This window comes from Legionella bozemanae, assembly GCF_001648595.1.
GTDB lineage: Bacteria > Pseudomonadota > Gammaproteobacteria > Legionellales > Legionellaceae > Legionella > Legionella bozemanae.
Window position 1 is genome coordinate 100,671 of record NZ_LBAW01000005.1, and the last position, 23,571, is coordinate 124,241.

The window sequence follows — 23,571 nt, forward strand, 5'->3', positions numbered from 1 at the left end:
ATTTTATAAAATTCTTGAATTCATAAAGGGAATTGATCATGAATCAATCTAAAAAGAAGCCCCCAAAATCTACTGAGAATGCCCAGCCCCCCTTATTAACTGAATCAGAAAAATCTGACTATGAAGGGCTAAGTTTTGATAGATTATTCCACGCTATAATCAGTCAATTGTGTAACTGGCTATCCCCAGGGACACTCATGATGTCTTTTACAGATTGGCTCGTCTATTTAATTTTTTCGCCGGCAAAGCGGATTGACTTAAATAAAAATGCCCTCAAAAAGTTTGGGCATTTATTGTTATTCATACAACAACAAAGCCAAGATAAATGTGAACCTTGTATTGAAGTTCGTCAAACCGATCACCGCTTTCAAAATGAATTATGGTCTCAGTTTCCATTTAATGTGTACTCACAATCCTTTTTATTAACAGAGGAATGGTGGGAACAGGCTACAACCCATCTTCGTGGCGTTTCCAAGCATCATGAAAACATAGTTAATTTTGTAACACGCCAAATTCTGGACGTTTTTGCTCCATCCAATTTTCCTGGAATAAATCCTGAAGTGATTACTACCACAATGAATGAAGGTGGCATGAATTTTATCAAAGGATGGAATAATTTTGTTGATGACATCACCCGAAAATTGAACGATAAACCACCAGCGGGAAGTGAACAATATAAAGTAGGAAAGAATGTAGCAGTAACATCTGGGAAAGTTATTTATAGAAATCATTTAATTGAGCTTATCCAATATGAGCCAACAACATCAACAGTACACCCAGAACCAGTCTTAATCATTCCTGCTTGGATTATGAAATATTATATTCTTGATCTCTCGCCTAACAATTCAATGGTTAAATTCTTAGTGGATAAAGGACACACTGTTTTTATGATTTCCTGGAAAAATCCAACCTCTGAAGATAGAGACTTAGACTTTTCTGATTACGCAATACGTGGTGTGATGGATGCATTAAAAACAATAAACCAAATTATTCCGAAAGAAAAAATCCATGCAGTAGGCTATTGTATTGGTGGAACCTTATTAACCATGGTTGCTGCAAAAATGGCCGCTGATAATGATGATCGATTAAAAACGATTACGTTGTTTGCAGCGCAAACTGATTTTCAGGATGCAGGTGAGCTGCAGTTATTTATTGACGAAAACCAACTTACCTATATTGAAGATATCATGTGGGAGAAGGGCTATTTAGAAGGTTCGCAAATGGCTGGTGCGTTTAATATGTTACGTTCCATTGATCTCATTTGGTCCCGGGTAGTTTATGATTATTTATTAGGCAAAAGACAGGAAGTTAGTGACTTAATGGCATGGAATTATGATACTACACGCATGCCCTACAAAATGCATAGTAAGTATTTACGTAGTTTGTTTTTAAATAATGATTTAGTTGAAGGACGATTTAAAATTGATGATGAAAGCATTAATCTTGCCGATATTAAAGTACCTACTTTTGCAGTAAGTACTATAAAAGATCACATAGCTCCTTGGAAATCAGTGTATAAAATTCATTACTTTACTGATAGCGATATTACCTTTGTATTGACCAATGCCGGACACAACACGGGGATTGTTAATGAGCCAGGTGAATCCGGACGAAGTTATCAAATGCTAACTCATAAAGAAAATGATAAACATTTAGCTCCTGATATTTGGTTGGAAAGAGCCCCTCATTTTAAAGATTCCTGGTGGCCAGCCTGGGAAAAATGGCTTACAGATTATTCGGGTACAAAAAAGAAACCACCTGAACTAGGCAACCCTGAGAAAGAAATAAGACCGATTTGTGATGCGCCAGGAACTTATGTTCTGAAAAAATAATATCTGTCCCGGCCTGAACTGGATCTCGCGGACAAGCCGAGGGACATAGGCAGAAGTAACCTATTACAATCACATCTAGCATGATATAAAAATCAAAATTCTACATTCCGCGCTTATGTGCGGAATCCAGCTCCAAGCTATATTCAAGATCTACTGATATTTTGCATCTGCATTTCACCTGGATTAGGGGACAGATCCTCTATAAAAAGTTTCACTAATTCTTGACCTGGATAAAGGACTCAATTATCTTATCGTTTTATAATTTTTTAACAACTCATGAAGCAAACCGCTTTAGCCAATTCTATCCCTTTGAATTCATCAATTCGTCTTGGCTATGTTAAATACTTTTTCGTATTTATAGCAGGCCTTCTGGCGCCTTTTGGTTTTGCCCCTTTCCATATACCAGGATTAGCGCTATTAAGTTTGGCCTTTCTCTATTCGAGTCTACAAAATTGCTCTGCAAAACAAGGTTTTTCACTTGGTTTTTTGTATGGAATAGGTTATTTCGGTTTTGGAGTTTCCTGGGTTATAGTCAGTATTCATGACTATGGTCAACTCAATTATTTCCTTGCAGGATTAGTTACATTAATTTTCATTATGTATCTCGCGCTCTTCCCTGCCCTTGTTGCATATCTGTATAAATTGCTTGAGTTCAAAAATCGAAAATTGGTGTCATTAACTCTATTTTGTGTCTTATGGTGCTTGAGTGAATACTGTCGTTCTAATTTATTTAGCGGTTTTCCTTGGTTATTAATAGGCACCGTCCTCATTGATACCCCGATTAAATACATCGCCCCCATTTTAGGAATTTACGGACTCAGTTTCGTATGTGTTTTAATTTCTGCATTACTGACTTTAGCTGTGTCACAAAACTCCAAAAAACGCTACCACTATTTGATTATAATTGTGCTCATTATTATTAGCCCCACACTTTGCAAAAATATTTCATGGTCACAAATCAAACAAGAACCTATTAGTGTAGGTGCTATTCAGGCTAATTTATCCATGCGCGATAAATGGGATGAAACCTTATTTTGGAATTTATTAAAATACTATGAAAATGCAATCAATAAACTCTTAGGTAAGCAATTAATTATTTTACCAGAATCAGCCATACCGCTGCCTGCAAGTTATTTGGATAAATACTTATTAAAACTGAACAAAAAAGCTCTGAAAGCGAATAGCGCGCTTATGTTAGGCATTTTACAACCTACAGATGATAGTGAAACCAATTATTACAACTCGGTAATTACGCTTGGGCAGGCAAAAGGGAAAAAGCTCAAACGCCATCTGGTTCCTTTTGGTGAGTATATTCCCAAGCCTCTGGTCGCTATAAATCGTTGGTTGAATTTACCTGAACCCAATCTATTACCAGGAAAAAGAAAGCAACCTTTAATTCGAATCGAAAACCATCCTATAGCAAGTCTCATTTGTTATGAGATTGCTTACCCCAATATTTTACGTGATCAAATGCCCAAAGCTCAATGGATCGTTTCAATTAGTGATAATGGCTGGTTTGGACACTCATTAGCAAGCTACCAACAATTACAGATGGCTCAAATCCTTTCCCTTCTTACAGGACGATATCAAGTAGTAGTCAATAACGACGGCTTATCGTCAGTAATTGATGCACGTGGAGATATAGTAGAAAGTCTTCCTCCATTCAGTTCCGGCCTCTTGCAAAGTAGCATATTTCCTGCCGAAGGCCTTACTCCATGGATTATTTGGAATGAGTATCCATCGCTTATATTTTGTTCTATTTTTCTTATTTTTATACTTTTTATTCAACTTCGTCGCTTATTCCAGCAATAATCTATTGCTGGCAGACACAAGAGGAGTTATCCTTAGCGATTTAGAGTCACTTAAAAAATTGGACTATGGATAATACCTATATACCACAAGAAGTTGAGGAACAAGCTCAACAGTATTGGCATAAAAAACAATCATTTAACGTTTCAGAAGATTTAAACAGAGAGAAATTTTATTGTTTATCCATGTTTCCCTACCCAAGTGGGACGTTACACATGGGGCATGTTCGTAACTACACTATTGGTGACGTTATTGCTCGTTATCAACGTGCTTTGGGTAAAAATGTTCTTCAACCCATTGGTTGGGATGCATTTGGCTTGCCTGCTGAAAATGCAGCCATAAAAAACGGAATCCCTCCTGCAGAATGGACCAAAAAAAATATTGAGTCTATGAAAAAACAATTTTTACGTCTTGGTAATGCCTATGATTGGCGACGTGAAATTTGCACTTGTACACCCGAATATTATCGATGGGAACAATGGTTTTTTATTCGATTATTCGAAAAAGGCTTAGTGTACAAAAAAAATGCGGTGGTAAATTGGGATCCTGTAGATCAAACTGTTTTGGCAAATGAACAAGTTGTCGATGGGCGCGGTTGGCGTTCTGGTGCTCTTGTGGAGCGTAAAGAAATTTCCCAATGGTTTATTAAAATTACAGCTTATGCTGATGAACTACTCAGTTCACTAGATACATTGGACGAATGGCCAGCACAAGTGAAACAAATGCAGCGCAATTGGATAGGCCGCTCCACTGGTACTGAAATTCATTTTAACGTTAATAATTATCCCAAACGATTAAAAATATATACAACCCGCCCTGACACTTTAATGGGTGCAACATACCTTGCAGTTGCAACGGATCATCCGCTTGCCAAAGAAGCAGCAAGTACTCGTAAAGAGGTCAAAGAGTTCATTGACAGTTGCCAAGGTACCAAAATGGCTGAGGCAGAACTCGCTACTATGGAAAAACGAGGTGTTGCTACAGGTATGTCGGCAATTCATCCTATAACTGGTGAAGAACTACCGATATGGGTGGCAAATTTTGTACTCATGCAATACGGATCCGGAGCTGTAATGTCCGTCCCAGCGCACGATCAAAGAGACTGGGAATTTGCACAAAAATACCAATTACCGATTAAAGAAGTCATTAAACCTGCAAATGGCACGCTACATGACTTAAGCAAGTCCGCTTATACTGAAGAAGGCACATTAATTAACTCAGGCCAATTTGATGGGTTAAGCTCCTCCCAAGCAGTGGAAACAATAACCAATTTCCTTGAGGAACATGATGCGGGAAAAGCGACAATTAACTATAGGTTGCGTGACTGGGGCGTATCCAGACAAAGATATTGGGGTACTCCTATTCCCATGATTTTATGTGAACAATGTGGTACTGTGCCTGTTCCAGAAGAAGATCTTCCAGTAATTCTTCCAGAAAACGTTTCATTTACAGGTACCGGTTCACCCCTTGCTCAATGTCCAGAATTTGTTAACGTAAGCTGTCCAAAGTGCGGCCAGGATGCATCTCGCGAGACAGACACTTTTGATACCTTTGTTGAATCATCTTGGTATTATGCTCGCTTTGCATGTAAAGGTCAGGAAAATGCCATGCTTGATGACCGAGCAAAATATTGGACTCCTGTGGATCAATATGTGGGCGGGATCGAACATGCAGTAATGCATTTACTTTATGCTCGTTTTTTCCACAAACTAATGCGTGATGAAGGTTTAGTAAATTCGGATGAACCATTTAAAGCGCTGTTAACCCAAGGAATGGTTTTAAAAGACGGACATAAAATGTCTAAGTCTGTTGGTAATGTTGTCGATCCCAATCATCTTATCGACACTTATGGAGCTGATACAGCACGTTTATTTGTTATGTTTGCTGCACCTCCCGAACAATCGTTGGAATGGTCAGATACTGCTGTGGAAGGCGCGCATCGCTTTCTAAAACGTATCTGGGCTTTTGCCTATCAGCATCAAAATATGTTCATTGAGATCAATGAAATCATTCTAAGCGGCAATGGGCATGTGAATTGGCAGCAAGCGGAAAGCCGGTTAAAGAAATCACGTCTTGTTGTACACCAAATTCTTGCACAAGCGACACATGATTATGATCGTAATCAGTTCAACACAGTAGTTTCGGGCTGCATGAAGCTGTTTAATGAAATATCCAGTTATTCTATAGAAACAGAAGAGGATAAATTCTTTATTCACTCCAGCATGAGTATACTGTTGCGCTTATTGGCTCCTATAACACCGCATATGACACATCATATTTGGCAACAATTAGGCTTTGAAAAAGCGATTATTGATGCAAATTGGCCCAGAGTAGATAAAGGTGCTCTAAAGACTGATGAAGTGGATTATGTAGTTCAAGTTAATGGGAAATTAAGAGCCCAATTTACCGCGGCTGTGGATGCTACAGAAGAAACATTAATTGCTGCAGCCAAAGAACATGCAAAAGATTTTCTTGCTGATAAAACAGTAAAAAAAGCAATTGTTGTTGCACACAGGCAATTAATTAATTTGGTTGTTAACTAATGAAGTGTGGCTACTCTGATGTTTCTAAAGTCCCGCATGGACTTCATATACAAGTTGCGGGACATGAACAACAAAAACATCAAATTGCAGCTTTTCGCTATGTAGTACCGTTATTGCTCATATTATTGCTATCAGGCTGTGGGTTTCATCTACGCGGTATGAACAATGTACCCAGCTGGCTTAATAACGTAGCTATTATTTCTGAAAATGATGACAAGCAGTTCGTCTCAATACTGCAATCCCGACTGGAAGGAGCCAATGTTGAAGTGAATCCTGAACCTTCTCGAGCTCAATATTGGTTAATCGTTAATGAAGTGAACTTGCAACAACAGATTATCAGCGTTGGAGCAAGCACAAATCCTCGACAATATACTTTAACTCTAACTGTAGTATTTGTATTGAAAACACGCACGGGCCAAGTTATTAATGCTCCTGGTAGAATAAGTATTTCCCGGGAACTTATATTAAATAATAACCGAATTCTAGGTTCTAAAGATGAAGAAAGTATTTTAATTGGAGAAATGAAGCAAGATGCTGTGACCCAAATAATTTATCGACTTAGCCATCTTCAAGAATCCAAACCCAGATAAAAGAAAAAGTAGCGTGGGTAAGAAAAAAGCGACACAGGCACATTTAAACTAAAATTATCATGCAAATCAAACAACAAATGCTTGCCCAGCAAGTACAAAAGAAAATTGCCCCACTCTATATAATTATTGGACAAGATAATTACTTACTGGAAGAATCTTTAGCGACCATAAAGTCAGCCATCCAAAAAAATTATAACTATGATGAGCAAATCATATCCATCCAGTCAGCAGAAGATTGGAATACTGTAAAGGAAGAAGCAAACAGTTACTCCTTATTTTCAGATACTGTTCTCTTAAATATTTTTTATGATAAGAAATCTATAGACGCTACAGGAAAGAAAATTCTCACCGAATACCTTAACTTGATTAATTCGCGTTGTTTCATTGTTATCAGAGCACCTAATGTGCCTGCAAAACAATTACAGTGGATATCATCTCATGAACATGCGACACTTATTCTATCCTATCCACTTAATTCAGAAGCCCTAAAAAGTTGGATAGGCACGCAATTAAAGAAAAACCTCATGAGTTATGATCTGCAAGTTCCTGATTTAATTCACCAATATACGCAGGGAAATATGCTGGCTTGTGCCCAAGTCATTGAAAAAGTAGCATTGTCTTATACTCCTAACAGTAAAATTGAGACACAACACGTATTGGAACATTTATCCGATCAATGTGACCACGATCTTTTCGAGTTAGTCGATGCATGTCTTCTTGGTCAAGGAGATAAGGCCATTCAGGTTTTACGTCATGCAGCAAATAATAAGACAGAGGCAACTTTAGTCTTATGGATGCTTAGTCAGGAAATAAGATTAATCATACAATTGTCTTATTTAATGGAAAAGAAAATTGATATTCAAAATGCATGCAGTCAATTGAAAATTTGGCCTCAACGTGTCAATCTCTATAAGATATGTTGTAATCGATTCAATCAAGTAATACTGCAGCAGCTCCATCGATACTGTTACTCCATCGACGAACACATTAAATCGAATAGTTCATACACTCAAGTATGGAACTCCCTAGAAAACGCAGCTCTTTCACTTTGTATGGGGAAATTAATAGGTGACACATGCACAGCATAGCTATTTTTGGTGGTACCTTTGATCCCATACATAATGGTCATTTGCAGACCAGTAAATTCATACAAACACATATTAAATTTGACTCCTATATTTTTCTCCCTTGTAAAACACCAACTATAAAGCCACCAACGTTAGCTAACAATGAGCAAAGAGTAGAAATGTTAAAGTTAGCAATTAAGGAGATACCTGACTTTAAACTGGATTTACGAGAGATTGAGCGCGATACCCCCTCTTATATGGTTGAAACATTGGAAAGCTTTAGGCTCGAACACCCCAAATCATCTATAACTTTGATTATTGGATATGATGCCTTTCTCTCATTGCCCCGTTGGTATCAGTGGGAGAAAATCATTACATTAGCGAATTTACTGGTAATCAATAGAAATGAATTTGCCAGGCAAGCTGTCCCCAAAATTATGCAGGAATTTTTGGAAAAGTATCAAACTAAAAGTAAAGCAGAACTCTTAAACACGCAAGCAGGAAGGGTTTTTTTATTTGATGCAGGTAATTATGATATTTCTTCCACTTCCATTCGTGAAGAAATAGAAAAGGGAGCTGATGTTAAAAACAAGCTCCCTCATACAGTCTATGAATACATTAAGGATCAGGGGTTATATCAATAAAATTAAAGGATTCGTTCGCCGATACCGTTTGTTTTGCTTTATTAATTAAACCGGGTAAAGAGCCAGAAATCCAGTTTATAACGGGTAAAAGCTGATTATAAACTCTAGAGCTTTGTACATATTGCTGATAAGGCAAAGAGGTCATGCTGAGTATTGCGAAGATAAGAGAAAGAATGAAAACACCACGGGCAAAGCCAAAAATACCGCCTAAAACTTTATCCATTGCGCCCAGACCGCTTCCCCTTAAAAAAAGGCCAAGTATCGCATTAGCAATACCCCCAGCGATTAAAACACCAAGTACAACAATAATAAAACCTACTATTGTACGAATTGATTGATCTTGTATATAAGGTTGCAGATAGGGATTAAGGCTTCCTGAGTAGTTATAGCCTGCCCATACTGCTAATATCCATACCCCCAAAGCGATAGCTTCTTTAATAAATCCTCTTAACAAGCCAGTAATCGAAGATAAGCCAATTATTATTATAAAGATTAAATCCACCCATTGAAATTGCATGGTTAGCTAACTCCAGTATTGACTACAAAACCATTCAACTGCATGGCACTTGCTAATTGAATTTTCAATTTCATCACGTCACTTTTAACGGGCGAATGTCCCGCATAAACTTTATAAATAACACCTTGCCTTCCAGCAGTTTTGATATAACTTGCTTTATATCCTTTGCCTCGTAATTTACTAACTAAGGATTGGGCATTGGCTAACTTTGAAAACGAGGCCAATTGAACAGCATAAATATTTTTTTTGTAATTTTTAGTATTGATATTTGTATTTACTTGAGCAACTACCGGTTTTTTAATCGTTTTAGAGCTTATATTTGCAGCCGGTTTAATTGGCTTAACGTCTGTAGCTGGTTTAGCTGGTGCCGTGGCAGCTACTACTTTCATTTGTTTTTTAATGACATCTTGTGCTGCGTTGCTTAATGCCAACTCAATTGGTTTAGCTGCAGCAACAGGCCTAGATGCTTCTGCTTTAGCAACAGAAACAACCGCGTTGTCAGCTACTTGAACAGATTGAATGAGGTCTTCTTTTCCTTGATTTGATTTTTTTTGTTCTACAACAGGAGGAATTTCAATCTTGGCCACTTTTATGGTTTTAAACATCTCCTTTTCATCAGTTACCGCTACATTAGGAGTTGTTGGTTTAGGAGGTAACTGTACCTTCACACTAAAATTATTTTCAAGGCGTTGGCTTGATTTCTTCATCATCGCAGGCAGAAAAATTGCACCTAATGATAAAACAACAGCTACACCAACCAAACGATGTTTTAGCTTCTCATCAATTACTAATTTCATTGAATCTCCTATTAGCCATAACATGACTCACAGTAAAAAAAGACCCATAAACAACAATTAAGTCACCCGGTTTAGCTTGTTTCAATGCAGCTTCAAAAGCTGCAAAGGGGTTATTATAACAAACTTCTACAGGAATTTCTGCATCCTTAAAAAAAGTGAGCAACAAATCTTCAGTAACAGCACGCTTATTATCCAATTGTGCAGGATACCATCGATCAACACAATCCTTCAAAGACATAATTAGGCTAAAAATATCTTTATCTTTCAAAGCAGAAAAAACAGCGTGAATTTTTGTTTTTTTCATCATGCGCAAAGTATCTGCGAGTAGTCTTGCCGATTGCGGGTTATGAGACACATCAAATAAAGTGCTCACCCGACCTTCATGCAATTGCAAACGGCCAGGAATATAAATGCGCTGCATGGCAACTTGAAAATGGGAGGGTGTCACTGGCAGATAATGCTCAAGTAAAACACTGGCAGTAATTGCAGCTGCTGCTGATTTTAGCTGTATTGAAGGCTTAGACAATCCAGATACTGAGGAAAGCCCTAGTTTTTCCTCGTAATGAAGACTCCAAACAGAGTCTTCTTCCTGAATAGAAAATTCTTGGCTCCACAAATAGGCCGGAACACCAAGTTGTTTCGCTACTTGAGTAACTGATGCAGGGGGATTAATATCAGCATAGATAAATGGTTTACCAGAACGCAATATCCCCGCTTTCTCATAGCCAATGGCATCAAGTGTATTCCCCAGGTACTCCTGATGATCAAAATCTATGGTAGTAATTATGGATAATTCTGCATCCACAATATTAGTAGCGTCCAACCGACCCCCTAATCCCACTTCAAGAATAATAATATCCAACTTCATTTTTTTGAAATACCACAATGCTGCCAAAGTAGTCATTTCAAAATACGTTAAAAGAGTTTCTCCGCGAGCTTCTTCGATAATGCTAAAAGCCTGACATAAATCATCATCAGAAATAGGTGCTAAATTGACACGAATACGTTCATTAAACTGGATAAGATGAGGTGAAGTGTAAGCGCCAACTTTATATCCAGCAACATGATAAATCATTTCGAGAGCAGTTACTGTTGAACCTTTTCCATTAGTACCGGCTACAGTAATAACAGGACAACCTGGAAGTTGCAGACATAATTTTTGTGCAACTTCCATAATACGCATTAAACCAAGTTGTATTTCATGAGTATTTCTAGTTTCTAAATCATGCAACCATTCATTAATAGACTTCTTTCGAAACTCTATTGGAAAGGAGCATTGCTTCGTATCTTCTCGCATTTCTCTGCCTACAACATGCTTCGTAAGAGGTCTAATACGATACTGCTTTGGCAACTGAATCCCCTACACTTTTGCGCGTTAATTTAGATATCAATTCAGCAACAACTGGACGGATATCTTTTCGTTCGAGAATCATGTCGATATGCCCATGTTCTAACAAAAATTCGCTACGCTGAAACCCTTCAGGTAAAGTTTGTCTTACAGTTTGCTCAATAACTCTTGGGCCAGCAAAACCAATTAACGCATTAGGCTCAGCAATAATTACATCTCCCAGACTTGCAAAACTGGCAGAAACCCCGCCCATGGTTGGGTCAGTCAAAACGACAATAAAAGGTAAACCCGTTTCAGCAAATAGGGCAAGAGCAGCTGAAGTTTTGGCCATTTGCATTAAAGAAAAAAGTCCTTCTTGCATCCGTGCTCCACCACTTGCAGTAAAACAAACATAAGGTCTTTGTTCGTTTGTCGCGACCTGAATTGCACGAACAAATTTCTCTCCTACTGTAGCGCCCATGGAGCCACCCATAAAACTGAATTCAAAAGATCCAACAACTACGGGTTGTTGTAATAACGTCCCTTTTACAATGATCAAAGCTTCCTTCTCACCTGTTGCTTTTTGAGCTTGTGAGATCCTGTCTTTATATTTTTTTGAGTCCCTAAACTTTAATCGATCTTGAGGCTCTAATGATGCAGCAATCTCTTCCTGGCCTCCCTCATCAAGAAATTGTTGAATTCGAACCCGTGCAGATATCCGGTGATGGAAATTACAAGAGGGGCAGACCATTAAATTCTTTTCTAATTCAGTACTATAAAGAACTTCATTACAGCCTGAACATTTAAGCCATAAGCCTTCAGGAACTCCTTTTTTTTGAGAGGAGCTCGTACTAACTCTTGAAGGCAATAGTTTTTTAAACCAACTCATAATTGGAACCCAATATTATAGAATCGTAATATTATACACAGAAAAAAATATTCTTAAATGCACATTAAATCGGATTAGGGTTTTTCTTGAATGGTCAATGTGTCTGGTCTTTTTATACGGCCTGCATATAGTAGTGTCCAGAACGCGGGTTTCGTTTCATGCTTTTAGATAAAAAAGTAAAATATGGAGAGAATCAGAAAACAAAAACAGAGTGCTCAAAAAATACAACCCATTAATTTTATTAAATAAAATTTCCCTTTTTTTGAAAAAAAACAGGTGTGAGCCTAAAGTTTTTTGCCATATGTCCGATAACCCTTTTGCGTACGGTAAATTTGCTTTTAAAAAGGAATTTGCCAATTTACAAATGTCCCAAACCAGGGATTTAGGTCTGAGGAGACTATAACTATGGCTCAAATTATTAATACCAACGTACCCTCGTTAATTGCTCAGCGTAACTTATCTAAATCAAGTAACGCGATGGCTACTGCGATACAAAGATTATCATCTGGTCTAAAAATTAATAGTGCAAAAGATGATGCTGCAGGGCTAGCAATTGCAACAAATATGACATCACAAATTCGCGGTATGGACCAAGCGGTGAAAAATGCCAATGACGGTATTTCACTAGCCCAGGTTGCTGAAGGTGCGATGCAAGAGTCAACTAACCTTTTACAACGCATGAGGGAGTTGGCGCTTCAATCTGCAAACGGAACTTATAGCCAATCAAACCGTCAAGCATTACAAAATGAAGTCAATAACCTTTTGAGTGAAATGGATCACATCGCTTTGAGTACGCAATTTAACGGACAAAGCATTTTGAATGGTTCATACACTAATGCTTCTCTGCAAATTGGCTCTAATGCAGGTGAAACCCTTTCGTTTTCGATAAACAGCATTGCCTCTTCAACAATAGGTAGTATTGCTTATCAACAAGGAAGCCAAGTGAGTGCCAATGCTGCCGCTGATATTACTCTTGCTCTTGGTACTAACCCAGCGATTAGCGTCAGCTCTTCTGCAAACTATGTGGGAACAGCAAATGGCCAAGATAGCTCATCCGCATATGCTAAAGCAGCCGCAATTAATGCTGCAGGTGTTCCTGGTTTAACAGTAACAGCATCAACAAGTGGTACCCAAACTGTTGGAGCTATAGGAGGAACAGCAGCGGATACTTATAATCTGACCATTAATGGTGTTGACATATTTACGAACCAAGACGTCTCCACTGCATTAACTAATACTGACCTTATGGATGCAATCAATGCCGTAAGCAGTCAAACAGGGGTTGTGGCATCCTTAAATGGTGGTGACATGACTTTAACTGCAGCAGATGGAAGAAACATTGCAGTAACTGAGAGTGGTACCGGATTTACTGCAGGTACTGACGGACTCACAGTCACAGGCGGTCCATTTGCAGCTACACTGCGCGGGCAACTCACTATGAGTGCTGCTCAAACCATTTCTATAGGCGGAACTATAGCTGATGTTGGTTTATCAAGTACAATCAGCTTGGATACAAATGGTGTTAATAGTATTGACATCACGACTCAAGATGGTGCAGAGCAAGCTATATTGAGAATCAGTGCTGCCTTAGATAGCGTCACTAATAACCGCGCTGCATTAGGTGCCTTGCAAAACAGACTTGATGCAACAGTAGCTAACCTGCAAAACGTATCGGATAATATGTCTGCCGCACGCAGCCGTATTCAAGATACTGATTATGCAGCAGAAATGGCAAGTTTAACCAAAAACCAAATCTTACAACAAGCAGGAACAGCAATGTTGGCCCAAGCAAATGCGATGCCACAATCTGTTCTTTCCTTGTTAGGATAGTTGTGAACGAAGTAAGAAAAAACCGAAATGCGGCATTTGCCGCTTTTCGGCTTATTTATATCCCAATGATTAGAGGTATCAATCAAGGGAAAGGAGTAAAAAAATGACTATGGAATCGATTCCTCCAGCAAATAATAAATTGCTACAAACTGATTCAGTCAAATTGAAAGATAAAAACATTAAGCCTGTGACTAAGTGCGCTACATCGGATTTGAATCTGGATACTGATTCGAAACAGGCTATAGACCATGCCACTGGTCTTCTACAAACTATAGTCACTGATAAAATCTCGGACAAGATAATACGAAAAATACCTTCAGATGAGTATTTGCACTTACTCAACTTGCTTGATGGGATAATTAGTGGTTCTATAGATAAGCATGTTTGATGCAATTTATGGATGAAACGTAATTTCATTGAAATTACTAAAATAGATAAGGGAATATTATGGGCCTATCAACTCCAGGCATTGGATCAGGTTTGGACATTAAAGCAATGGTTGAAAGCATGGTCAAAGCCGATCTCATGCCAGCACAACTACGACATGATAAAAAGCTTAATTCCGTTACCACTGAGCTGTCTGCTTTTGGGCAATTAAAAAGTGCCATATCCAACTTTCAAACAACACTCAATTCCCTATCTTATGCAAGTGAATTTAATAAAATGAATTCGTTACTCAGCGAACCGGGGTATGTTTCTGCCTCCGTGACAGAACAAGCAGCGGAAGGTTTATATCAAATAAAAGTGAATCAATTGGCTCAGGCGCAAAGTCTTGCAAGTGGTTATTTCGCTAACAATAGTTCCTCAGTAGGTAGCGGTAGCATTACGATAAGCTTTGGTACCTACAGCAATAACAATACAACATTCACACTAAATACCGAAGTATCTCCTGTAACAATTAATATCACTCCAGGAAATGACAGCCTTAGTGCAGTTCGCGATGCTATTAATGCCGCAAATGCAGGCGTTACTGCATCGATTGTACAAGATAGTGTTGGCTCAAGATTAACGTTAACGTCATCTGAAACAGGTGAAAAATACGCGATGCAAATTACAGGCAGTTTAACGGCCATGAATTATGATCCGACAACAAGCAATACCTCTTTAAGTCAAACTATAGCTGCCCAAAATAGCCAGGTTCAAATTAATGGATTGCTTCTGAGCGAAAGCAGTAATCGTCTGGAAAAAGCGATAACAGGAATCACGCTTGATCTTCAACAAGCCGATCCAGCAACAACAATCGCCTTAACCGTGAAAAAAGACGTAGAGCATCTCAAAGGTTTAATTAATGATTTCGTCAAAAAATATAATGATTTTATTAATTTCATCACTACCTTAACTGGTTTCGATATGGAAACCAGAAAAAGAGGAGTATTGCAAGGTGATGATAAACTCAGAGATTTAAAAACAAACTTATATCACTTAGCCACTAACCCATTAGCTACTGATGGCCCCATCCAAAGTCTTGCTGACTTGGGGATTACCAGTGATAAACATGGCCTACTGGAAATTGATCCCGAAATGTTAGATGAAGCGATTAATAATAATTATCAAGGCATTAGCAATTTATTTGCAAAAAAAATAACTGCTACTGATCCCAATATTAAAATTAATTCATTGGATACTGAAGTTGGTGCAGGAACATATGATGTCATTTTAAATGAATATACTCCAGGCGTTAGCATGTCAGGTACCATAGGGGGCATTTTAGCCAACTCAACAGATGGAATTACCCTAAATGGTACTGGTGACTTCAGCACATTATCAATTGATATTCTTTCTGGGCTCGTTGGGGATAGAGGGCAAATTATTGTCAGTGATGGACTAGCCTCATTGATTGATGGCTATTTAGATTCCTTAATCGATGAGGACGGTGAAATTGAGGAAAGAATTGATCGTTTAAATACCCAAGCACAACAATTAGATGAAATGCAAGAACGCATCAATGAGCGCAGCATTACCCTTGAAAAAAGATATTATCAACAATGGAATGCCGTGGATCTCTTAATCTCACAGATGCAAAATACCAGCAATACACTGACTCAAATCTTATCGAACCTACCCAAGTTAAAAACTAAATAATTGGAGCATTATCGATGAAGAATCCTAATCAACAAGTTATAAATCACTATAAAACAATCGAATTAAAAACTCGTATTGATGCTGCCTCCCCTCATGAATTAATTAATTTGTTATTGCAAGGTGCGCGAACTCATATTGCCACAGCCCAAGGTAATATTGATCGAAAGGAAGTTCAAGAAAAAGGAGAGCATATTAGTAAGGCATTAAGTATTATTGAAGGTTTAAAAACCAGTTTAAACCATGAGCAAGGTGGTGAAATAGCAGAAAACTTGCTTCAAATTTACATGCATATTGAATATTTGTTATTAAAAGCAAACCTTAATAACGATAAAGAATTGTTAGCACAATCCAATGCATTGCTTGCACAAGTCCATGAGGCTTGGCAGAAAGTTTCACCCAGCAGTCCAGAATCTGACTCGTCACTTCCATCCTGACTTTTTATCTTTGAAACCGTACTGATGCCTGGGTTTGGCACAGCAAAAACCCGGGAGTTTCTCCCTCTAATTTATTGAAAAAGTGCATTTGGCACGCAAATCTGACCTTTCACGAAGATTATTAACTTATGACTAAGAGACAGGTATTTCGCTCAAAAATTAAATGTGATCAGGCTCTAAAAATATGTCTCTGTATGAAATTCATAGAATATAAAGTTATTTTTTAAAGTGCCGCTATAGAGACTATAATGACCCAATTGAGATCATTTATGAAAATCATGATATCAATGATCGTCTCTATTTATTTATTAATAATGAGTCAGCTCGCTCTTGCTCATGCGACATACGGGGAAAATTTATGTAATTCGCCTGACTATTTTTGTATGAAAATTAAAAATGGCGAAAGCTGGGAAAAACTATTTCCCAATCCCGAAGAACGAGACATGGTACGACGAATTAATCGTATGAATATTGCACTACATTCGGGAATGACTATTGCAGTACCCAAAAATATCGACCGCCTGACTATCTATGATGTCTCTCCTTTTCCCAGATATATTGACTCCCAAGGAGAAAAAGCAATTTATGTAAGCCAAAAAAAACTGGCTTGGGCAGCATATGATCAAGATGGTGAGCTACTTTGGTGGGGGCCTATTTCATCAGGAATAGGCAAATGTCCAGGAGTCATTGGAGGTTGCAACACACCCACCGGCTCATTTCGTGTTATTCGCAAACAAGATATTGATTGTGTGTCCACTGTTTTCCCGAGAAGAGCGGATGGCAATGATGGCGGCGCTTTAATGCCTTATTGCATGCATTTTTTTAGAGGCTATGCATTACATGGTAGTTATGATGTACCAGGATATAGAGCAAGCCACGGTTGTGTCCGGATGTTTATTGAAGATGCTCGCTGGCTTAATGAAGAGTTTATTGACCTGCCTGGGGATGGAATGAAAGGAACTCGTGTAATCATTGATCCTCCTGACTACCCAAACGAGAAATAGACAAATAATAAACAAACTGTTAACATTTTATATGATGAAATTTGTATATTTGTATGGTAACGTTGCAGGTTGACTTTTTGATTTAAAAAACTGCATTACATGTGACGCAAGGTTTAACAACCCGATCTACAAAGTTATTTCCAGTTTTTATTCAAAATGCATACTTCATAATGTTTCATCAAAGTGAAGTTTTAGAGTGTAAAAGCAAAGATAAAGTTAAGGACTACATACGAAAGTTTTTTAATTGAAAATGCCAGGATGGCTGGCCCTGGGTGATCACTGAAATCATGGCCAAAAAGTGATAATACAAAAATCAATTTCGTATCGATGAATCTGGAGAGTTATAAAAGAATGGCACACTACAATACACAGTCCGACTCAGCAGTAAATTTTGGGATACAATCGATAATGCCTTGGATGGTATGGGGCTTAGGTTGCTTATTTTATTTTTACGAATGTCTTTTACAAGTATCACCCAGCGTTATGAGTAACGAATTAATGAGGGATTTCTCTGTTACTAGCCAAACATTAGGAATTTTATCTGGCATCTATTTCTACTCTTATGCGGCCATGCAATTACCTGGCGGCGTGTTAATGGATCATTTCGGTCCACATCGATTGTTAACACTAGCGACGGTTGTTTGTGCTGTCAGTACCATTGCATTTGGAATGACAAATAACTTTTTTATGGCCTGTGTCGCACGTTTAATGATAGGTTTTGGCTCAGCATTTGCGGCAGTAGGTACAATGAAGCTCGCGGCGAATTGGTTCCCTGCTCAGCGTTTTGCTTTACTTACTGGTCTCATGGTTACCATAGGAATGTTGGGCGCGATTGGTGGTGAAGCACCTTTAGCATTGTTAATTGAGAGCTTTGGTTGGCGCCACAGCATGCTCATTATGGGTATCATCGGTCTTATTCTTGCAGTCTTATTGATTGCTATTGCTAAAGATACTCCTAAAAATTATGAAATATCTCAGCACCATTCTATCGAAGAAGAGCCCTTAATACCAAGTTTATTAACACTGATAAAAAACAAACAACTTTGGTTAGTTGCTTGCTATGGTGGTTTGGTGTATATGGCAACCCCAGTTTTTTGTGGTCTCTGGGGCGTTCCCTTTTTGATGACTAAAATGACGATCACCAAAACAACTGCTGCAAATTATATTTCTTTGGTTTTTATCGGTTGGGCAATTGCCAGCCCTTTGTGGGGAATATTTTCGAATCGTATTGGTTTGCGCAAACCGCCTATGTACATAGGATGTATCGGCGCCCTTATATGCTCCACAATTTTTATTTTTGCTCCAATTAATACCGCAATCTATATGGAGATTTTGTTATTTGCGTTTGGTATCTTCTCAGCAGGCTTTTTACCCGCCTTTTCTGTAGCCAAAGAATTATGCAACAAAAAATACGTTGCTACCGGTTTAAGCTTTATGAATATGATGAATATGATAGGTATTGCGCTGGCACAACCGCTTATTGGCTATATTCTTGACAAATTGTGGCAAGGCGAGATGAATGGAAATGTTAGAGTATATCCATTGGAGGCTTACCATACTGGACTTGCAATTCTTCCACTAGGAATGCTTATTGCCTTAATTATTTTGCCCAAAATTAAAGAAACTTATTGCCAAAGTGTACATTAATGAAATAATACGAAACTTCCTGGGATATAATAAGCCTGGGTGCAAAACCGAACTCAGGTTTACCTGCTACGGGTTGTACTTTCACTCAGGCTACACATTTTTAAAGTAGATTTGATATGGCTAAAAAATTATACATCAAAACCAACGGCTGCCAGATGAATGAATATGATTCAACTAAAATGGCAGAAGTTTTGTTGCAATCACATGGCTTGGTCAAAACGGAAGACGTTGAAGAAGCAGATGTGATCTTACTCAATACGTGCTCTATTCGTGAAAAAGCACAAGAGAAAGTTTTTTCTCAATTAGGACAATGGCGTGAATATAAAGCTAAAAACCCTCATGTAGTTATTGGCGTAGGCGGCTGTGTGGCAAGCCAAGAAGGTGAAGATATTATTAAAAGGGCCCCCTTTGTCGATATCGTTTTTGGGCCGCAAACATTACACCGGCTTCCTACATTGCTTAATGAGCGAATAGAAAAGAAAAAACCAGTTGTTGATATCAGCTTCCCAGAAATTGAAAAATTTGATTATTTGCCAGCACCAAGAGCCGAAGGACCTACGGCATTTGTTTCAATTATGGAAGGCTGCAGCAAATACTGCAGTTTTTGTGTTGTGCCCTATACTCGCGGCACAGAAATTAGTCGTCCTTTTGATGATGTACTTGCTGAGTGTTATCAATTGGCAATGCAAGGTGTCAGAGAAATCAATTTATTAGGACAAAATGTTAATGATTATCGTGGTGTGATGGAAAATGGTGATATCGCTGACCTGGCACTTTTAATTCATTATCTTGCTGCTATAGAAGGGATAGGTAGAATTCGTTTTACTACATCCCATCCTTTGGCGTTCTCAGATAATTTAATTAATGCCTATGCAGAAGTACCTGAACTGGCGAATCATCTCCATCTACCTGTGCAAAGCGGCTCTGATCGCATTTTAGGGTTAATGAAGCGTGGTTATACTGCTTTGGAGTTCAAATCCAAGATCAGAAAATTACGTAAAGTGCGTCCGGACATTCGTTTATCGACAGACATTATTGTTGGCTTTCCAGGAGAAACAGATAAAGATTTTCAAGACACGATGGATTTGGTTCATGAAATAGGTTTCGATACATCATTTAGTTTTATTTACAGTCCAAGGCCAGGTACTCCAGCTGCAAATTTACCAGATGACACCCCTATGGAAGTAAAAAAACAAAGATTGCAGATATTACAAAACAGATTGGTATTACAAGCCTCACGGTACAGTCAATCTATGATAGGAAGCACGCAGAAAATATTAGTTACTGGGCACTCTAAAAAAGACTCCCAACAGCTGTCTGGCCGTACTGAATGCAATCGAGTGGTGAATTTTGATGGTCCCGCTCATTTGATAGGGCAATTCGTCGAAGTTCAAATCAATGATGCATTGCCTAACTCATTACGAGGACGTCTCATAACAGCTGAGACTGAAGCAATTTGATGATAGAACATATTCATAAACAATTAATTGTTCCACGCGAGCATCACAATCAACGTATTGACAGTGTGCTCGCCTGTCTACTGCCTGACTACTCACGTTCGCAAATCAGCAATTGGATCAAAAACGGTACAATAACGCTTAATCAAAAGCCATGTAAACCTAAAGACAAAGCATTAGATGGAGATTTGATTGAGATTAATGTTGATTTTACTTTAATGAAAAGGGATCTGAATCATTGTATTCCCGAAGAAATTCCCTTAAATATCGTTTATGAGGATGAAGACATTTTAGTGCTCAACAAACCTGAAAACATGGTCGTTCATCCTGGAGCAGGGAATAAAGAGCACACATTAGTCAATGCATTGTTGCATCATGCCCCATCCTTACATCATTTACCTAGGGCAGGCATTATTCATCGATTAGATAAAGATACAACGGGCTTATTAGTCGTAGCAAAAACACTCCCAGCGCACACTTCATTGATACGTCAAATGCAAGCTCGTGAAATTCAACGTCATTACATTACTCTGGTACAAGGCCATATTATTTCTGGCGGTACGATTGATACTGGTTTTGGGCGAAACCCACGAAATCGATTAAAAATGGCCGTCCAAGAACAAGGAAGGCAAGCAATAACTCATTATTCAGTAAAAAAACAATATCAGGATTTTACTTTATTAGACGTTAAGCTAATGACCGGGCGAACTCATCAAATTAGAGTCCATTTGGCCCACATCCATCACCCAGTAGTTGGTGATCCACTTTATGGGGGACGAATGCGATTTCCAGCTCAAGCAACGGAGAAGTTGCGCGCCCTACTCCAAAACTTTAGAAGACAAGCACTGCATGCATACACACTCTCATTTTATCATCCAAAAACAGAAAATGAGTTGACGTTTAAGGCTCCAATACCTGATGATTTTAAACTTCTTCTTAACACATTGGACGAGCATTATGAAGACTAATCAAGCCAATTGGCCAGCACCAAAAAATGTCACAGCCCTGAGTACAACTCGTTTATCAGGATATAGCCAAGCCCCTTATGACAGCAATAACATGGGCTTGAATGTAGGGGACAATGAGCACCACGTACTGCAAAACAGGCAACAACTTGTGGAATTGTTACAATTACCTGGCGAACCGCAGTGGCTACAGCAAACACATGGGACTCATTGTATTATTGCAGAAGAAGATCCAAACAGAAATGCAGATGCTTCTATAACCCGTTCTATGAAATATCCTTTAGCCATTCTTACGGCTGATTGCTTACCTATTATGCTCTGTAATATGCAGGGCACGGAGATTGCAGCAATTCATGCCGGTTGGAAGGGTTTAGCTTATGGTATCGTTGAAAAAACACTCGATAAAATGAAGAGCTCGAAATCAGAGGTACTCGCCTGGATAGGTCCCTCAATTTGTCAAAAATGTTATGAAGTTGGAGCAGAAGTATATCAAACTTTTACCGATACATATCCTTTAAGTAAACAGGCATTTAAACCCGTTAATGGAAAATGGCTGGCTAATTTGCCTCTAATTGCTGAAATTGTTTTGAACTTAAAAGGCATAAAAGCTGTTTATCAGTCTGGTTTATGTACTTTTGAGTTAAAAAATGAGTTGTATTCCTATCGAAGAACGTCACAAACAGGTAGAATAGCTACCTTAATTTGGTTTAATGATCAACCTCAGGATTAATAATTATGATAAAACATATCAAATTCATTATAAGTAGCCTGCTTCTTTTAACAGCCTCGTTAACTTTCGCAGCTAATGCGGCTAATGAAGCAGCGCCTACCCCTATGCCCAGTTTGGCGCCTGCTTTAAAGAATATTATGCCTGCAATCGTAAATGTTGCGGTACAAGGTTATTTACCTGCTAATACATCCTCCCCAGGTGCAGCTGGAAATGATGAAGAAGCTCAAAACAGCAGACAACCCCATCAAGCAGCCCCTGAAAAAGGGCGTAAATTTGAAAGCATAGGCTCTGGTGTGATTGTTGATGCAAAAAATGGAATTATTATTACTAATGATCACGTCATTCGTAATGCAAATCTTGTCACAATTACATTACAGGATGGCCGACGTTTAAAAGCAAAATTGATTGGTAGTGATAGTGAAACAGATTTGGCCATATTAAAAATTAATGCAACCAATCTAAAATCCCTGCCTATAGGAGATTCTGATCAATTGCAGGTAGGTGATTTTGTAGTAGCAATTGGTAATCCTTTTGGCTTAAACAGTTTTGGTAACAGCCAGTCTGCAACGTTTGGTATTGTCAGTGCCTTAAAACGCAGCGACTTAAATATTGAAGGAGTAGAAAACTTTATCCAAACTGATGCTGCAATTAATCCAGGTAACTCTGGTGGTGCGTTAGTCAATACCAAAGGTGAGTTGATTGGAATTAATACTGCAATTCTTTCTCCTTATGGCGGTAACGTAGGAATAGGCTTTGCTATCCCTATCAATATGGCAAAAGATGTAGCACAACAAATCATTAAATTTGGTTCTATTCATCGTGGCTTAATGGGCATATTCGTTCAGCATTTAACTCCTGAACTTGCTCACTCACTAGGATATCCTGAAGATTTCCAAGGTGCATTAGTATCACAAGTTAATCCAAACTCTCCTGCTGAGCGTGCTGGTTTAAAATCAGGTGATATTATTACCCAAATTAACAATACAAAAATCACACAAGCGACTCAAGTAAAAACAACGATTAGTCTCTTACGTGTAGGTTCAAATGTTAAAATGGTTGTTCAACGTGATGGCAAGACCATTACGCTGGATGCAGTCGTTACTGACATTAAATCACATGAACAAAAACTGCAGTCAGAGAATCCTTTTCTTTATGGACTGGCATTAAGAAACTTTGAACAAGAAACACCACCTCATGGTAACGTTATTGGTGTACAAGTCGTGGGTGCCTCAGAAACAAGTGCAGGATGGCGTGCTGGTTTAAGACCTGGAGACATTATTATCTCTGCGAATAAAACTCCAGTTAAAGACGTTAAATCATTGCAACAAATGGCGCTACAGAAAAAAAATGAGTTATTAGTTCAAATATTACGTGGGCCAGGTGCCATGTATTTATTGATTATCTAAC

General features: G+C 38.4%; 20 protein-coding genes. 16 read left to right on the top strand and 4 right to left on the bottom strand.

The genetic code is table 11. The annotated features are described in order from the left end of the window. Positions 1-38 precede the first annotated feature (38 nt). The 6 genes from A8O27_RS06015 to nadD all read left to right on the top strand — a co-directional run bounded on the left by A8O27_RS06015 (position 39) and on the right by nadD (position 8,485). A complete protein-coding gene (locus A8O27_RS06015) occupies positions 39-1,832 on the top strand; it encodes a PHA/PHB synthase family protein (protein ID WP_058459267.1) in 1,794 nt (597 codons plus the stop codon). Positions 1,833-2,108: 276 nt separating this feature from the next. Further along, positions 2,109-3,644, top strand: a complete 1,536-nt coding sequence (gene lnt / locus A8O27_RS06020; RefSeq protein WP_058459266.1) for an apolipoprotein N-acyltransferase — start codon at positions 2,109-2,111, stop codon at positions 3,642-3,644. Positions 3,645-3,709: 65 nt separating this feature from the next. Continuing rightward, positions 3,710-6,184 carry a leucine--tRNA ligase gene (leuS, locus tag A8O27_RS06025; RefSeq protein WP_058459265.1) on the top strand — a complete coding sequence of 825 codons (2,475 nt, stop codon included), beginning with the start codon at positions 3,710-3,712 and terminating at the stop codon, positions 6,182-6,184. Continuing rightward, the gene (locus A8O27_RS06030) at positions 6,184-6,774 is read left to right on the top strand and encodes an LPS-assembly lipoprotein LptE (protein ID WP_058459264.1); all 591 of its coding nucleotides are present in this window, start codon (positions 6,184-6,186) and stop codon (positions 6,772-6,774) included. The genes leuS and A8O27_RS06030 overlap by 1 nt, the downstream gene beginning before the upstream one ends. Before the next feature lie 59 nt (positions 6,775-6,833). Continuing rightward, positions 6,834-7,862: a DNA polymerase III subunit delta gene (gene holA / locus A8O27_RS06035; RefSeq protein ID WP_058459263.1), complete on the top strand. Its 1,029-nt coding sequence runs from the start codon at positions 6,834-6,836 to the stop codon at positions 7,860-7,862. Next, positions 7,850-8,485 carry a nicotinate-nucleotide adenylyltransferase gene (gene nadD / locus A8O27_RS06040; protein WP_058459262.1) on the top strand — a complete coding sequence of 212 codons (636 nt, stop codon included), beginning with the start codon at positions 7,850-7,852 and terminating at the stop codon, positions 8,483-8,485. Before holA ends, nadD begins: the two co-directional genes overlap by 13 nt. Here nadD and A8O27_RS06045 read toward each other — a convergent pair. Genes A8O27_RS06045 through accD form a run of 4 tightly spaced genes read right to left on the bottom strand, consistent with a single transcriptional unit; the run spans position 8,460 to position 12,015 of the window. Next, positions 8,460-9,002, bottom strand: coding sequence for a CvpA family protein (locus tag A8O27_RS06045; RefSeq protein WP_058459261.1), 543 nt, complete (start codon positions 9,000-9,002; stop codon positions 8,460-8,462). The two genes, nadD and A8O27_RS06045, sit on opposite strands and share 26 nt — an antisense overlap. Positions 9,003-9,004: 2 nt before the next feature. Then, positions 9,005-9,799 carry an SPOR domain-containing protein gene (locus tag A8O27_RS06050; protein WP_058459260.1) on the bottom strand — a complete coding sequence of 265 codons (795 nt, stop codon included), beginning with the start codon at positions 9,797-9,799 and terminating at the stop codon, positions 9,005-9,007. Beyond that, a complete protein-coding gene (folC, locus tag A8O27_RS06055; protein ID WP_058459367.1) occupies positions 9,783-11,096 on the bottom strand; it encodes a bifunctional tetrahydrofolate synthase/dihydrofolate synthase in 1,314 nt (437 codons plus the stop codon). Before folC ends, A8O27_RS06050 begins: the two co-directional genes overlap by 17 nt. Before the next feature lie 31 nt (positions 11,097-11,127). After that, the gene (gene accD / locus A8O27_RS06060; RefSeq protein ID WP_058459259.1) at positions 11,128-12,015 is read right to left on the bottom strand and encodes an acetyl-CoA carboxylase, carboxyltransferase subunit beta; all 888 of its coding nucleotides are present in this window, start codon (positions 12,013-12,015) and stop codon (positions 11,128-11,130) included. A 405-nt stretch (positions 12,016-12,420) separates the two neighbouring features. On the opposite strand from accD, the gene A8O27_RS06070 reads away from it, so the two are divergent. The 10 genes from A8O27_RS06070 (at position 12,421) to A8O27_RS06115 (ending at position 23,570) form a co-directional block, all read left to right on the top strand. Beyond that, a complete protein-coding gene (locus tag A8O27_RS06070; RefSeq protein ID WP_058459257.1) occupies positions 12,421-13,845 on the top strand; it encodes a flagellin N-terminal helical domain-containing protein in 1,425 nt (474 codons plus the stop codon). 103 nt (positions 13,846-13,948) lie between these two features. Further along, positions 13,949-14,233, top strand: coding sequence for a flagellar protein FlaG (locus A8O27_RS06075; RefSeq protein ID WP_058459256.1), 285 nt, complete (start codon positions 13,949-13,951; stop codon positions 14,231-14,233). Positions 14,234-14,292: 59 nt separating this feature from the next. Next, positions 14,293-15,927: a flagellar filament capping protein FliD gene (gene fliD, locus A8O27_RS06080; protein WP_058459255.1), complete on the top strand. Its 1,635-nt coding sequence runs from the start codon at positions 14,293-14,295 to the stop codon at positions 15,925-15,927. A 14-nt stretch (positions 15,928-15,941) separates the two neighbouring features. After that, entirely contained in the window at positions 15,942-16,361 is a 420-nt protein-coding gene (fliS, locus tag A8O27_RS06085; protein WP_058459254.1) for a flagellar export chaperone FliS, read from the top strand. Between the two features lie 278 nt (positions 16,362-16,639). Continuing rightward, the gene (locus A8O27_RS06090) at positions 16,640-17,365 is read left to right on the top strand and encodes a L,D-transpeptidase (RefSeq protein WP_374930660.1); all 726 of its coding nucleotides are present in this window, start codon (positions 16,640-16,642) and stop codon (positions 17,363-17,365) included. A 351-nt stretch (positions 17,366-17,716) separates the two neighbouring features. Then, complete coding sequence (locus A8O27_RS06095; RefSeq protein WP_058459252.1) at positions 17,717-19,012, top strand: MFS transporter; 1,296 nt, start codon at positions 17,717-17,719, stop codon at positions 19,010-19,012. Between the two features lie 116 nt (positions 19,013-19,128). Continuing rightward, positions 19,129-20,472, top strand: coding sequence for a tRNA (N6-isopentenyl adenosine(37)-C2)-methylthiotransferase MiaB (gene miaB, locus A8O27_RS06100; RefSeq protein ID WP_058459251.1), 1,344 nt, complete (start codon positions 19,129-19,131; stop codon positions 20,470-20,472). After that, complete coding sequence (rluD, locus tag A8O27_RS06105) at positions 20,472-21,437, top strand: 23S rRNA pseudouridine(1911/1915/1917) synthase RluD (protein ID WP_058459250.1); 966 nt, start codon at positions 20,472-20,474, stop codon at positions 21,435-21,437. Before miaB ends, rluD begins: the two co-directional genes overlap by 1 nt. Beyond that, positions 21,427-22,164, top strand: a complete 738-nt coding sequence (gene pgeF, locus A8O27_RS06110) for a peptidoglycan editing factor PgeF (protein WP_058459249.1) — start codon at positions 21,427-21,429, stop codon at positions 22,162-22,164. Before rluD ends, pgeF begins: the two co-directional genes overlap by 11 nt. 5 nt (positions 22,165-22,169) lie before the next feature. Continuing rightward, entirely contained in the window at positions 22,170-23,570 is a 1,401-nt protein-coding gene (locus A8O27_RS06115; RefSeq protein ID WP_058459248.1) for a Do family serine endopeptidase, read from the top strand. The last annotated feature ends 1 nt before the right edge of the window (position 23,571 follow it).

Excerpts from the sequence above, each read along its gene's own strand:
- A8O27_RS06015 (WP_058459267.1), top strand. The coding sequence starts at position 39 with ATGAATCAATCTAAAAAGAAGCCCCCAAAATCTACTGAGAATGCCCAG.
- lnt (WP_058459266.1), top strand. The coding sequence starts at position 2,109 with ATGAAGCAAACCGCTTTAGCCAATTCTATCCCTTTGAATTCATCAATT.
- leuS (WP_058459265.1), top strand. The coding sequence starts at position 3,710 with ATGGATAATACCTATATACCACAAGAAGTTGAGGAACAAGCTCAACAG.
- A8O27_RS06030 (WP_058459264.1), top strand. The coding sequence starts at position 6,184 with ATGAAGTGTGGCTACTCTGATGTTTCTAAAGTCCCGCATGGACTTCAT.
- holA (WP_058459263.1), top strand. The coding sequence starts at position 6,834 with ATGCAAATCAAACAACAAATGCTTGCCCAGCAAGTACAAAAGAAAATT.
- nadD (WP_058459262.1), top strand. The coding sequence starts at position 7,850 with ATGCACAGCATAGCTATTTTTGGTGGTACCTTTGATCCCATACATAAT.
- A8O27_RS06045 (WP_058459261.1), bottom strand. The coding sequence starts at position 9,002 with ATGCAATTTCAATGGGTGGATTTAATCTTTATAATAATAATTGGCTTA.
- A8O27_RS06050 (WP_058459260.1), bottom strand. The coding sequence starts at position 9,799 with ATGAAATTAGTAATTGATGAGAAGCTAAAACATCGTTTGGTTGGTGTA.
- folC (WP_058459367.1), bottom strand. The coding sequence starts at position 11,096 with ATGCGAGAAGATACGAAGCAATGCTCCTTTCCAATAGAGTTTCGAAAG.
- accD (WP_058459259.1), bottom strand. The coding sequence starts at position 12,015 with ATGAGTTGGTTTAAAAAACTATTGCCTTCAAGAGTTAGTACGAGCTCC.
- A8O27_RS06070 (WP_058459257.1), top strand. The coding sequence starts at position 12,421 with ATGGCTCAAATTATTAATACCAACGTACCCTCGTTAATTGCTCAGCGT.
- A8O27_RS06075 (WP_058459256.1), top strand. The coding sequence starts at position 13,949 with ATGACTATGGAATCGATTCCTCCAGCAAATAATAAATTGCTACAAACT.
- fliD (WP_058459255.1), top strand. The coding sequence starts at position 14,293 with ATGGGCCTATCAACTCCAGGCATTGGATCAGGTTTGGACATTAAAGCA.
- fliS (WP_058459254.1), top strand. The coding sequence starts at position 15,942 with ATGAAGAATCCTAATCAACAAGTTATAAATCACTATAAAACAATCGAA.
- A8O27_RS06090 (WP_374930660.1), top strand. The coding sequence starts at position 16,640 with ATGATATCAATGATCGTCTCTATTTATTTATTAATAATGAGTCAGCTC.
- A8O27_RS06095 (WP_058459252.1), top strand. The coding sequence starts at position 17,717 with ATGGCACACTACAATACACAGTCCGACTCAGCAGTAAATTTTGGGATA.
- miaB (WP_058459251.1), top strand. The coding sequence starts at position 19,129 with ATGGCTAAAAAATTATACATCAAAACCAACGGCTGCCAGATGAATGAA.
- rluD (WP_058459250.1), top strand. The coding sequence starts at position 20,472 with ATGATAGAACATATTCATAAACAATTAATTGTTCCACGCGAGCATCAC.
- pgeF (WP_058459249.1), top strand. The coding sequence starts at position 21,427 with ATGAAGACTAATCAAGCCAATTGGCCAGCACCAAAAAATGTCACAGCC.
- A8O27_RS06115 (WP_058459248.1), top strand. The coding sequence starts at position 22,170 with ATGATAAAACATATCAAATTCATTATAAGTAGCCTGCTTCTTTTAACA.